The 12,646-nt window shown below is 66.0% G+C and carries 11 protein-coding genes; 7 read left to right on the forward strand and 4 right to left on the reverse strand.

Translation table 11 applies throughout. From position 1 onward, the window contains the following. The coding region (locus DBR23_RS17425; protein WP_233250529.1) for an HD-GYP domain-containing protein at positions 1–778 on the forward strand (778 nt) is incomplete at its 5' end. A 35-nt stretch (positions 779–813) separates the two neighbouring features. Here the strand turns inward: DBR23_RS17425 and plsY are convergent. From plsY to DBR23_RS17440, 3 genes are all read right to left on the reverse strand, one after another. Continuing rightward, a complete protein-coding gene (plsY, locus tag DBR23_RS17430) occupies positions 814–1,506 on the reverse strand; it encodes a glycerol-3-phosphate 1-O-acyltransferase PlsY (protein WP_108499086.1) in 693 nt (230 codons plus the stop codon). A 57-nt stretch (positions 1,507–1,563) separates the two neighbouring features. After that, positions 1,564–2,055, reverse strand: a complete 492-nt coding sequence (locus DBR23_RS17435) for an aminoacyl-tRNA deacylase (RefSeq protein ID WP_056063754.1) — start codon at positions 2,053–2,055, stop codon at positions 1,564–1,566. 71 nt (positions 2,056–2,126) lie between these two features. Further along, the gene (locus tag DBR23_RS17440; RefSeq protein WP_108499087.1) at positions 2,127–3,086 is read right to left on the reverse strand and encodes a LysR family transcriptional regulator; all 960 of its coding nucleotides are present in this window, start codon (positions 3,084–3,086) and stop codon (positions 2,127–2,129) included. Between the two features lie 177 nt (positions 3,087–3,263). On the opposite strand from DBR23_RS17440, the gene DBR23_RS17445 reads away from it, so the two are divergent. Both DBR23_RS17445 and DBR23_RS17450 read left to right on the forward strand, forming a co-directional pair. Beyond that, complete coding sequence (locus tag DBR23_RS17445) at positions 3,264–4,262, forward strand: tripartite tricarboxylate transporter substrate binding protein (RefSeq protein WP_108499088.1); 999 nt, start codon at positions 3,264–3,266, stop codon at positions 4,260–4,262. 25 nt (positions 4,263–4,287) lie between these two features. Continuing rightward, on the forward strand, positions 4,288–5,712 hold the full coding sequence (locus tag DBR23_RS17450; protein WP_108499089.1) for a M20 family metallopeptidase: 1,425 nt from the start codon (positions 4,288–4,290) through the stop codon (positions 5,710–5,712). 94 nt (positions 5,713–5,806) lie between these two features. Here the strand turns inward: DBR23_RS17450 and DBR23_RS17455 are convergent, their stop codons facing one another. Continuing rightward, a complete protein-coding gene (locus DBR23_RS17455; RefSeq protein ID WP_108499090.1) occupies positions 5,807–6,868 on the reverse strand; it encodes an aldo/keto reductase in 1,062 nt (353 codons plus the stop codon). 157 nt (positions 6,869–7,025) lie between these two features. On the opposite strand from DBR23_RS17455, the gene DBR23_RS17460 reads away from it, so the two are divergent. From DBR23_RS17460 to pepN, 4 genes are all read left to right on the forward strand, one after another. Then, positions 7,026–7,934 carry an alpha/beta fold hydrolase gene (locus DBR23_RS17460; RefSeq protein ID WP_108499091.1) on the forward strand — a complete coding sequence of 303 codons (909 nt, stop codon included), beginning with the start codon at positions 7,026–7,028 and terminating at the stop codon, positions 7,932–7,934. A gap of 201 nt (positions 7,935–8,135) precedes the next feature. After that, positions 8,136–9,240 (forward strand): peptide chain release factor 2 gene (gene prfB / locus DBR23_RS17465; RefSeq protein WP_099730502.1). Its coding sequence is split into 2 segments (ribosomal slippage): positions 8,136–8,216 and positions 8,218–9,240, totalling 1,104 coding nucleotides; the frame shifts between segments, so codons are not numbered across the junction. A 9-nt stretch (positions 9,241–9,249) separates the two neighbouring features. Beyond that, positions 9,250–9,924, forward strand: a complete 675-nt coding sequence (locus DBR23_RS17470; protein ID WP_056746407.1) for an HAD family phosphatase — start codon at positions 9,250–9,252, stop codon at positions 9,922–9,924. Next, positions 9,908–12,646 (forward strand): aminopeptidase N (pepN, locus tag DBR23_RS17475; protein ID WP_108499101.1); only part of this gene is annotated, 2,739 nt, incomplete at its 3' end. The genes DBR23_RS17470 and pepN, both read left to right, overlap by 17 nt.

Genomic DNA, 12,646 nt, shown 5'->3' on the forward strand with positions numbered 1-12,646 from the left:
CGCATCGCACGCGCTGGTGTGCGGCACGCTGTGCCACATCATGGCGCTGGAGCTCAAGCTGCCGCAGCGTGAGCGCGACAGCCTGGTGCGGGCGGCACTCACCATGAACATTGGCATGACGACCCTGCAGGACGAACTGGCCGTGCAGCGCGAGCGCCCCACGGCAGAGCAGCAGGAGGCCATCAAGAGCCACCCCGAAGACAGCATGCTGCTGCTGGAACGCCTGTTCATCAACGATCCGCTCTGGCTGGACGTGGTGGGGCAACACCATGCCAGCATTGCCGAACGCGTGCCTTTGGCCAACCAGGAGCCGATAGACCGGCTCACCCGCATCCTCGGCACCATTGACCGGTATGCCGCCATGATCAGCCCGCGCAAATCCCGCGCCGGGCGCAGTGCCACCGACTCGGTGCGTGCCATTGTGGGACAAGAGGTGGACCAGCGCGACGAGGTCAGCTACACCCTGGTGCGCTCCATCGGCCTGTGCCCCCCAGGTACGTTTGTGAAACTGGACAACGGGGAAACCGCCATCGTGCTGCGCCGCAGCGACAAGGCTAATCACCCGCTGGTGGCCAGCCTGCTGGACAGCACCGGCAACCACCGCAGCCAGCCCAGCCTGTACCAGACCGCGAGCGGCAAGCCCCGCATCCAGTCTGCCCTGGCCCGATCCGCAGTGAGCCTTGAACTCAACCACCGCACCATGGTGCGGCTGGGGCTGTACGCCGCGCAGCACAGCGCGGGGCTGCGCGGGCTGGTGACGGCGCCCGGCGCGCTCTGACACAGGGCACGCGCCCAACCGGGCGCGTGGGTATATCAGTGTTTGGCCTTGACTTTTGCTGAGGGCTTCGCCTTGGCGCTCTCTTCACCCTCGGCAGGTTTCGCCTTCTTGCTGCCCAGGCGTGATTCCGTACCGGCAATCAGGCGCTGGATGTTCTCGCGGTGCCGCCAGGCCAGCAGCAGCGCCATCACCACGATCGAGGCGGCAATCGTGCCTTCGGCATACCAGACCACGCCATCCACCAGCAGGTAGTACACCGGAGCAAACGCGGCGGCCACCAGCGAGGCGAGCGACGAGTAGCGGAAGAAGAACGCAATGATGAGCCAGGTGGCCGCCGTGGCCAGACCCAGCCAACCGCTGATGCCCACCAGCACGCCCAGTGCCGTCGCCACGCCCTTGCCGCCCTGAAACCGGAAGAAGACCGGCCACAGGTGCCCCAGGAAAGCAGCCAGACCCACCAGCGCCACGGTGCCGTCCTCCAGCCCATAGGGGTGGCCAAACCACATCACCAGCGCCACCGGTAGCCAGCCCTTCATCGCGTCCAGCAGCAGAGTCACGATGGCCGCCGCCTTGCTGCCCGAGCGCAGTACATTGGTGGCGCCGGGATTCTTGCTGCCATAGGTGCGCGGATCGCTCAGGCCCATGACGCGCGTCACGATGACGGCAAACGACAGCGAGCCCAGCAGGTAGGCGGCCACAGTGGCAAGAACGGGATAGACGGCGGTCAAAGCAACTCCTTGGAAATCTAATGGTCAGCCTTCTGACGGGCTGTATCGCGCGGCGGCCTATTCTGCCAGCGCGCACTGCACCGGTTTGGCGCCCAGCAACTGCACGCACACCTGCGGGTCCAACTGCACCAAAAAGCCCCGGCGCCCGCCGTTGATGGCAATGCGGGGCAACGCGAGGATGGTCTCTTCGATGTAAACCGGCATGGTGCGCCGCGTGCCAAACGGAGACGTCCCCCCCACCAGGTAGCCACTGTGCCGGTTGGCGACCTCGGGGGCACAGGGCTCGACCGACTTGGCGCCGATCTGGCGTGCGAGGTTCTTGGTGGAGACCTTGCGGTTGCCATGCATCAGCACCAGGAGCGGCTTGGCGTCCTGGTCCTGCATGACGAGGGTCTTGACCACGGTGAACGGGTCCAGACCCAGCACCTCGGCGCTGTGCATCGCGCCGCCGTGCTCCAGGTACTCATACGGGTGTTCGGTGAACGCCACCTTGTTCGCCTTGAGCAGCTGGGTGGCTTGGGTCTCGGAAACGTGTTCTTTCTTGGCCATGGTGTGGTGCGGATAGGGCACCGATGGTATCCGTATCCAAATGTGAGCGTGCTGGAATCTGCGGCAATGTGTCATAACACCGAAGCAGGCGCTGGGGTGGCCTTGCGGCGCCGCCCGACTTTGCGCTTGCCGTATTCCTCGATGGCGATCACCAGCGCTTGCGTGAACTGCTGCACCAGGGCGGACTGGCTACGGCCCTCGGCTGCCAGCACCTGCAGGCGCCGTTGCTGTAGCTGGGTTTCGTCAAATGGCCGGGCAGCCAGCAGGCCCGCCTCCACCCATCGCGCCGCCGTGAGGTAGCTGGCCAGCACCACATCCTGCCCGCTCAGCAGCGGCAACAAGGCCGACGAAAAATTGCTCTCCACGGCGGGCACATAGCGCAGCCCCTGCACTGCACAGCTCAGGTCAAACAGCTGCCGCCCTGTGGTGTTGGCGGCGCCCAGCAGCAGCGGGTAGCGCACCACATCGGCCACGCTCACACTGCGCTGGCGCGCCAGAGGGTGCTGCGCGGGCATGACGGCATAGATGGGTGCGATGGCCGAGTGCAGCACCTGCAGGCCCTTCTCGGGCGCCGTGCTGTACTTCAGCGCCAGATCGGCCTCCCCGCGCAGCACCAGGGCCGACACCTCCTGCGGCACGGCCACCTGCAACTGCAGCCGCACCTGCGGGTGCGCCTGCCGAAACCCCGCCATGACCAGCGGCATGAAGGCTGCCGCAAACCCTTCGGTGCAGGCCAGCCGCACCCGCAGGGCACCTTGGGCCGACAGATCCTGCAATTGCTCGACCAGCTCCAGCGCCTGCGCGTCGTGTGCACTGGCGTGGGCCAGCAGGCGGGTGCCTGCCTCGGTCAGCGTCATGCCGCGCGCCTGGCGCTCGAACAGAACCACGCCCAGGCTGTCTTCCAGCTTGCCCAGCTGGCGGCTCACGGCCGAAGCGGCCACGTGCAGGCGCTGCGCGGCCTGGTTGACGGAGCCTGTGCGCGCGACCTCCAGAAAGTAGCGCAAGGGCAGGCTGAGCAGTGAAATGGCCATGGTTGTTTAAATCGCAAAAAGGCAATGGCCAGTTGCCAAATCTCTATTCCAAGCAATGGTAAACCAGCATCCATCTTGCATGGCTTGAGGCTCCAATTCACCCATGCCCTGGCACGGGCGCCGCATGGCCCCATCGAGCCACGCGCCTGCTGCCGGGGCCCTACCACCGGAGTCCGCATGAAACGCCTTGTTCGAGCCACCTTCCTGTCTGCCACCCTGGCAGTGTTTGCCGGCCATGCCAGCCTGGCCTCGGCCCAGACTACGCCCCCTGCCGATGCCTGGCCCCAGCGTCCGGTGCGCATGGTGGTGCCCTTCCCGCCCGGCGGCGGCACCGACGTGGTGGCGCGCGCGCTGGCACAGAAGCTGGCTGGCCGCCTGGGCACGGCGGTGGTGATCGACAACAAGCCGGGCGCCTCTACCATCATCGGCACCGAAACCGTGGTGCGCGCCGATCCGGACGGCTACACACTGCTGGTCTCGGGCTCCACCAGCTACACGGTCAACCCGGCGCTGCGCAGCAAGCTGCCCTACGACCCTGCCAAGGACCTCGTGCCCGTGGCCACCGTGGCCCGGGCACCCCTGGTGCTGGTCGTCAGCGCCAGCGCGCCGTACAAGGACCTGAACGCACTGATTGCCGCAGCCAAGGCAAAGCCCAAGAGCATCCACTACGCCACCTTCGGCTCCGGCTCTGGCCCGCACCTGGCGGGCGCACTGCTGGAGCAGGCGGCCGGGATCCAGCTGCAGGACGTGCCCTACCGGGGCAGCAGCCAGTCGCTGATCGCCCTCATGGGCGGTGAAATCCAGTTGGGCATCGACACCGTGGCCGCTGCGGCGCCGCAGGTGAAGGCCGGCAAGCTGCGCGCCCTGGCCATTGCTGGCAAGTCGCGCTCCAGCATGCTGCCGGGGGTGCCCACGGTGGAGGAACTCAAGCTGCCCGACGCCGTGTTCGACGCGTGGTACGCCATCGCCGCCCCCGCCAAGACACCACCATCCGTCATCCGCAAGCTGGTGACCGAGGTGGAAGCCGTCACCCGCGACAGTGGCCTGCAGGAACAGATGCGCACCCAGGGCATGGAACCCGTGCACCTGGGCCCCGTGGCCACGCGCGCCATGATCGATGACGAGATCGGCCGCTACCGCGCGCTGGCCCACCGCGCCAAGATCGTGGTGGATTGAAGAACACATGAACAGGACCTGCACGATGAATCGCCAACAGCTCATTCAAAACGTCCAGCGCTACTTTGACGAAGGCCGCTTTGCCACCGACCTGCGCCGCCGTGTGGCCTGGCGCACCGAAAGCGACACCGGCAAGGTGCCGCCCGAACTGCGCGCCTACCTCACCGACGAAATGGTGCCCTGGCTCACGCCTCTGGGTTTTGAGTGCGAGGTGCTCGACAACCCCTCGCCGCAAGGCGGCCCCTTCTTGGTGGCACGCCGTGTGGAAGACCCTGCGCTGCCCACCGTGCTCACCTACGGCCACGGCGACGTGGTCAACGGGCAGGACACGCAATGGCGCGAGGGCCTTTCGCCCTGGGAGCTGACCATAGAAGGCGAGCGCTGGTACGGCCGGGGCACGGCCGACAACAAGGGCCAGCACACCGTGAGCCTGGCCGCACTGGCCCACACCATCGAGGCCCGGGGCGGCCGCCTGGGCTACAACGTGACGCTGCTCATGGAGATGGGCGAAGAGGCAGGCTCGCCCGGCCTGGGCGTCTTCTGCCAGCAACACCGCGATGCATTGAAGGCCGACCTGTTCGTGGCCAGCGACGGCCCCCGTGTGAATGCGGGCCACCCCACCCTCTTTCTGGGGTCGCGCGGTGCGATCAATTTCTCGCTCGCCGTGCGCAGCCGCGACAAGGCGTATCACTCGGGCAACTGGGGCGGCGTGCTGGCCAACCCGGCCACGGTGCTCACGCACGCACTGGCCACGCTGGTGGACGCGAAGGGCCGCATCCTGGTCAAAGGCCTGCTGCCGCCTGCGGTGCCCGACAAGCTGCGCACTGCCCTCCAGGACGTGGTGATTGGCACCGGAGCCGATGACCCCGCGCTCACCCCCGGCTGGGGCGAGCCCGGCCTCACCCCCGCCGAGCAACTGGTGGGCTGGAACACGCTGGAACTGCTGGCGCTGGGCGCGGGCAACGCGCAGCGGCCCATCAACGCCATCCCCGCGCAGGCGGTGGCGCACTGCCAGCTGCGCTTTGTGGTGGGCACCGATTGGCAGAACGTGCAGGCCACGCTGCGCGAGCACCTGGACGCGCATGGCTTCAACCAGGTCGAAATCACCATGGGCATGCACTGCGGCGCCACGCGGCTCGATCTGCACAACCCCTGGGTGGACTGGACGATGGCCTCGCTTGAGGCCAGCGCCGGCCAGCCTGCCACGCTGCTGCCCAACCTGGCGGGCTCGCTGCCCAACGACATCTTTGCCGACCAGCTGGGACTGCCCACGCTGTGGGTGCCCCACTCGTACCCCGCTTGCGCCCAGCATGCGCCCAACGAGCATTTGCTGGCACCCGTGGCCCGCGAAGGTTTGGCGGTGATGGCTGGGTTGTTCTGGGACCTGGGCGAGCCCCAAGGGACGCCGTGGACGGAAGGACGCACCGCCCGGCAAGAGGCGACGGCCTGACGGCTGTGCCCGACGATTCGTCAATAAACAAAGGGGCCCTGCTGGGCCCCTTTGTTTTTCTCCTGCAGAGTCACAGGGCCACGCCCTGCCCCGTTCACAGCGCCGGGTCGCGCAGCTCCCAGCGGATCGCGTCGATGGCCTTCAGTACCTCGGGCGACAGCGTGGTGCCCCAGGCATTCAGGTCTTCCTCCAGCTGCGCCACCGACGTCACGCCGATGATGGTGCTGGCCACCTGCCACTTGGTGTAGCAGAAGGCCAGCGCCATCTGCGTGGGCGTCATGCCGTTGGCACGCGCCAGCGCGTTGTAGCGGCGCGAGGCAGCCAGCGCCTCGGGGCGGCCCCAGCGCTGTTTGCGCACGGATTCATAGGATGCAATGCGCGCACCCTGCGGGGCATTCGGGCCGGTGATGCCACTTTCGTCGTACTTGCCCGTCAGCAGGCCAAAGCCCAGGGGCGAATAAGCCAGCAACGACACGGCCAGGCGGTGGCAGGTCTCATCCAGCCCGTTTTCCCACGTGCGGTTGATCAGGCAGTACGGGTTCTGCACCGTGGCGACGCGCGGCAGGCCGTGCTGCTCGGCCAAACGCACGAACTCGTGCACGCCATAGGGGGTTTCGTTGGACAGGCCGATGTAGCGCACCTTGCCCGCCTTCACCAGCCCGGCCAGCGCTTCCAGCTGCTCGTGGATGGGGGTTTGCGAAGTTTCCTTGGCAGGGTCGTAATACAGATTGCCGAAGGCGGGCACATGGCGCTCGGGCCAGTGGATCTGGTAGAGGTCAATCACATCGGTCTGCAGGCGGCGCAGGCTGCCTTCGCACGACGCCACGATATCGGCCGCCGTCATGCCCTTGCCCTCGCGCACCCAGGGCATTCCGCGCGATGGGCCGGCGACCTTGGTGGCCACCACCAGCTTCTGGCGCGCGCCGGGGTTCTTGGCAAACCAATTGCCGATGATGGTTTCGGTGGCGCCAAAAGTCTCGGCCTTGGCGGGCACGGCGTACATCTCGGCCGTGTCGATGAAGTTCACGCCGCGCGCAAGCGACTGGCTCAGGATGGCATGCGAGTCGGCCTCATTGACCTGCTCGCCGAAGGTCATGGTGCCCAGGCAAATGGGGGTGACAAGCAGGTCACTCTGACCCAAGCGGACGATGTTCATGCGGTGAAGGCTCCAGATGGTGGAAAAGTAAACAGGGCCTGCTGCAGCCCCGGCTGGCGATGGTACAAGCGATCGCCAAAACCTGCCGGGCGCCGGACTCCTTGGTGACACCGCACGACGCCCCTCCAGAGCGGCGGCAACGTAACATTGGCACAGCATGTACCAAGTCCTCACCCCTTCGCGCAGCAGCACACTGGCGCTGCGGCACCTCAACTACCACGTCCGCCACTGGGGCCCCGAGCACAGCGACCTGCCCACGCTGGTGCTTCTGCATGGCTGGATGGACGTCAGTGCCTCTTACCAGTTCACGGTGGATGCGCTGCGCCAGCCGCGCCGCATCATCGCGCCGGACTGGCGCGGCTTCGGCCTGACCACCGGGGCACCGGTGGACCACTATGTGTTTGCCGACTACCTGGCCGACCTGGACCTGCTGCTGGACCACTACGCACCCGGCGAAACCATTGACCTGGTAGGCCACAGCATGGGCGGCAACGTGGCCATGATGTATGGCGGCGTGCGGCCCGAGCGGGTGCGCAAGCTTGTCAACCTCGAAGGCTTTGGCCTGCCCGCCACACGCCCCGCGCAGGCGCCCACGCGCTACGCGCAATGGATCGACGAAATCAAGCAGCTGCACCAGGGCACCAAGGAACTCAAGACCTATGACAGCGCCGACGGCGTGGCCCGCCGCCTGATGAAGACCAACCCCCGCCTGTCCGAAGACAAGGCCCAATGGCTGGCCCAGCACTGGGCGCGGCCCAACGCGCAGGGGCAGTGGGAAATCCTGGGCGACCCCGCCCACAAGATCACCAGCGCGCAGCTGTACCGCGCGGACGAGGCCCTGGCGATCTACGAACGCATTACCGCACCCGTGCTGGCCATCGAGGCCAGTGGCGACAGCCTGGGCCAGTGGTGGAACGGCCGGTACACCCTGGACGAATACCACCAGCGCCTGGCCCATGTGCGTACCTGCAGCACCGCCGTCGTGCAAGACGCGGGCCACATGCTGCACCATGACCAGCCGGAGCAGGTGGCCCAGCTGATCGAAGCGTTTTTGGATGCTGCCTGAGGCAATTTGATGCCCTAGCGCCTCCAAGCGCTAGTGGATATTGCCTGAACAGCTATCATTTTTGATATTCACCCGGCAGATTGTCCTCCGGGTTTCATGCGCCGTACCGGCGACCGCCCCGCACAAAGGGCATTGCCGGGGCGCTTGCCCGTCCCATGAGAAAATCGTGGGTTATTCCACAGAACACGCAGGACAAGAATCATGGACGCAGAACGCATCAACCTCATCGGCACCACCCTCAGCGACCTGGCTCTGCGCACGCAAGAGTTACGGAGGTATCTTTGACTTCGATGCCAAATTTGAACGCCTGCGCACGGTAAACGCATCGCTGGAAGATCCCTCCGTCTGGAACGACCCCAAGAAGGCCCAGGAGCTGGGCAAGGAACAAAAGTCGCTCTCCAGCGTGGTCGTCACGCTGGACAAGCTCACCCGCGATCTGGCCGACAACGCCGAGCTGTATGAGATGAGCAAAGAGGAAGGTGATGAAGCCGGCCTTTTGACCATCGAGTCGGAAGCCGCCACGATGCGCGCAGCGGTGGAAGAGCTGGAGTTCCGCCGCATGTTCCGCAACGAGGCGGATCCGCTCAACTGCTTTGTGGACATCCAGGCAGGCGCTGGCGGCACCGAGGCCTGCGACTGGGCCAGCATGCTGCTGCGCCAGTACCTCAAGTACGCCGAGCGCAAGGGCTTCAAGGCCACGGTCGAAGAAGAAACCCCGGGCGACGTGGCCGGCATCAAGAGCGCCACGATCAAGATCGAGGGTGAGTACGCCTTCGGCCTGCTGCGCACCGAAACCGGTGTGCACCGCCTGGTGCGCAAGAGCCCGTTCGACAGCTCGGGCGGCCGCCACACCTCGTTCGCGTCGCTGTTCGTGTACCCCGAAATCGACGACTCCATCGAGATCAACATCAACCCCGCCGATGTGCGCACCGACACCTTCCGAGCCTCCGGCGCGGGCGGTCAGCACATCAACAAGACCGACTCGGCCGTGCGACTCACGCACATCCCCACCGGCATCGTGGTGCAGTGCCAGGACGGTCGCAGCCAGCACAGCAACCGCGACGTGGCATGGCAGCGCCTGCGCAGCCGCCTGTACGACTTCGAGATGCGCAAGCGCATGGAAGAGCAACAGAAACTGGAAGACACCAAGACCGACGTGGGCTGGGGCCACCAGATCCGCAGCTACGTGCTGGACAACAGCCGCATCAAGGACCTGCGCACCAACGTTGAAATCTCGGCCACACAGAAGGTGCTGGACGGCGACCTGGACGCCTTCATCGAAGCTTCGTTGAAGCAAGGCGTCTGAGCGATGCGGATGCGCACCGACGCCATCATCTTCGACATGGACGGCACCATGATCGACTCCATGCCCTGGCACGCCCAGGCATGGGTAGAGTTTGCACGCCGCCGGGGCATGGACATCGACGTGCCTGACCTCATGGCCCGCACCACGGGCCGCAATGGCACCGAGTGCATCGTGGAACTGTTGGGACGCCCCGTGTCTCAGGATGAGGCCGACGCGCTCACGCACGAAAAAGAAACCATCTACCGCGAGCTGTTCGCCCCGCGTTTCTCCGAAGTCGCGGGCTTTCGCCAGTTTGCGGCCCAGGTGCGCGCGCGTGGTCTCAAGGTGGCGGTGGGCACCGCGGGTGACATCGGCAACGTGGAATTCGCATTGGGCCACCTGGGACTGGAACCCGCGCCCCAGGCCATCGTGCGTGGCGATGAGGGCCTGCCTGGCAAGCCCCAGCCCGCGATCTTCCTGGAGGCGGCACGCCGCATCGCGGCAGCGCCCGAGCATTGCATCGTCTTTGAAGACGCGCCTTTCGGCATCGAGGCAGCGCGCCGCGCGGGCATGCGTGCCGTGGCCATCTGCAGCACCCACACACCCGAACAACTGGCCGGGCCCCATGTGCTGGCCGCCGTGCGCGACTACACCGAACTCATGAACACCGACTTTCTGGAGAGCATCCATGTTGCAACTGCATAAAGCCGACGGAAGCGGAGACGGCGCGGCCCCGGCCATCGCCATCCGCCGCGAGGACTACACCGCCCCCGCCTACTGGATCGACAGCGTCGAGCTGACCTTCGACCTGGACCCGAACAAGACGCGCGTGCTCAACCGCATGACGCTGCGCCGCAACCCCGACGTGGCGGCACAGCCACTCAAGCTCGATGGCGATGACCTGAACCTGGCACGTGTGCTGGTCAACGGCCAGGGCACCTCGTTCAAGATGGAAGGCACCCGCCTGGTGCTGGAGAACCTGCCTGAAGGCTCCGAGCCCTTTGCGCTGGAAATCTTCACCACCTGCTGCCCCGCCAAGAACACGCAGCTCATGGGCCTGTATGTGAGCCAGGGCACCTTCTTCACGCAGTGCGAGGCCGAGGGCTTTCGCCGCATCACCTACTTCCTGGACCGCCCGGACGTGATGGCCAGCTATACCGTCACGCTGCGCGCCGACAAGGCCCAGTACCCGGTGCTGCTGAGCAACGGCAACCTGGTGGACAGCGGCGACCTGGAAGACGGCCGCCACTTTGCCAAGTGGGTGGACCCGCACAAGAAGCCCTGCTACCTGTTCGCCCTGGTCGCAGGCAAGCTGGTGGCCCGCGAGCAGAAGATCAAGAGCCGCTCGGGCACCGACCACCTGCTGCAGGTCTACGTGCGCCCCGGCGATCTGGGCAAGACCGAACACGCCATGAACTCGCTGATGTACAGCGTGGCCTGGGACGAAGCCCGCTTCGGCCTGCCGCTGGACCTGGAGCGCTTCATGATCGTCGCCACCAGCGACTTCAACATGGGCGCCATGGAGAACAAGGGCCTGAACATCTTCAACACGAAGTACGTTCTGGCCAGCGAATCCACGGCCACCGACACCGACTTCGCCAACATCGAAAGCGTGGTCGGCCACGAGTACTTCCACAACTGGACGGGCAACCGCGTGACCTGCCGCGACTGGTTCCAGCTCAGCCTGAAGGAAGGCCTCACGGTCTTCCGCGACCAGGAATTCAGCATGGACCTCGCGGGCAGCCCCTCCGCCCGCGCCGTCAAGCGCATCGAGGATGTGCGCGTGCTGCGCACCGCCCAGTTCCCCGAGGACGCTGGCCCTATGGCCCACCCGGTGCGGCCCGACAGCTACGTCGAGATCAACAACTTCTATACCGTCACCATCTACGAAAAGGGTGCGGAAGTGGTGCGCATGCAGCACAACCTGGTGGGCCGCGAAGGCTTTGCCAAGGGCATGAAGCTGTACTTCGAGCGCCACGACGGCCAGGCCGTGACCTGCGACGATTTTGTGCGATCGATAGCCGATGCCAACCCGGGCAGTCCGCTCACGCAGCACCTTGGGCAGTTCAAGCGCTGGTACAGCCAGGCCGGCACGCCCCGCGTGCGCGCCACGGGCCGCTACGACGCTGCCACGCGCTGCTATGCACTCACGCTGTCGCAAAGCTGCGCCCCTACGCCCGGCCAAAGCGAGAAGTTGCCCTTCGTCATCCCGGTCGAGCTGGGCCTGATCGATGCCACCACCGGTGCCGCCCTGCCCTTGCACCTCGCAGGTGAAGGCGCTGCAGAAGGCGCAGCCCACACCACCTCGCGCGTGGTCGTGCTCACCGAGGCATCGCAGACCCTCACCTTCACCAACCTGGACAGCGAGCCTGTGCCATCGCTGCTGCGCGGGTTCAGTGCTCCCGTGGTGCTGGACATCGACTACACAGACGCGCAGTTGCTCACGCTGCTGGCGCACGACGCCGACGCTTTCAACCGCTGGGAAGCTGGACAGCGCCTGGCATTGCGAATTGCTATTAATACAATAGCTGATGAAGCATATACAACCGGCGCTACCGGCCGATTTGAGCAAACCATTCTGTCGACAGCGTTTGTAGAGGCAATGCGCAGCGTGCTGCGCAACCCGGCCCTGGACGCTGCGTTCAAGGAGCTGGTGCTCACGCTGCCCTCCGAGACGTACATCGCCGAGCAACTGGATGTGGTGGACCCGCAGCGCATCCACGCAGTGCGTGAAGCCATGCGCGAAGAGCTGGCGCTGGCGCTGCAGGCCGACTGGGAAACCGTCTGGGAACAGAACCACGACACCGGCGGCTACCGACCCGACCCCGTCTCCTCCGGCCGCCGCGCACTCAGTGGCCTGGCGCTGCACATGCTGTGCATTGCCGCGCAAAAGACAGGCGATGTGGTCTGGCCTGGCAAGGCGTACCAGCGCTTCAAGGTCGCGGGCAACATGACCGACCGGTTCAATGCCCTCACGGCCCTGGTGGCGAGCGGCAGCGAACTGGCCACACCCGCCCTCGCCCGCTTCCATGCGCTGTTCAAGGACGAGCCCCTGGTCATCGACAAGTGGTTTGCATTGCAAGCCGGCGCCCCGGACCGTGGCGGCAACGTGTTGCCCGCCGTGCGCCAGCTCATGTCGCACCCGGACTTCAGCCTCAAGAACCCGAACCGCGCACGCAGCGTGATCTTCAGCTACTGCAGCGCCAACCCCGGTGCGTTCCACCGGTCGGACGCTGCGGGCTACGTATTCTGGAGCGACCGCGTGATCGAGCTGGACGCCATCAACCCGCAGGTTGCGGCCCGCCTCGCGCGCGCGCTCGACCGCTGGAAGAAGCTGGCGGACCCCTGGCGCAGCGCCGCGCGCGAGGCCATTGCTCGCGTGGCCGCCAAGCCTGATCTGTCCAACGACGTGCGCGAGGTAGTGACC

The organism is Acidovorax sp. HMWF018, from assembly GCF_003061035.1.
GTDB classification, from domain to species: Bacteria; Pseudomonadota; Gammaproteobacteria; order Burkholderiales; family Burkholderiaceae_C; genus Acidovorax; species Acidovorax delafieldii.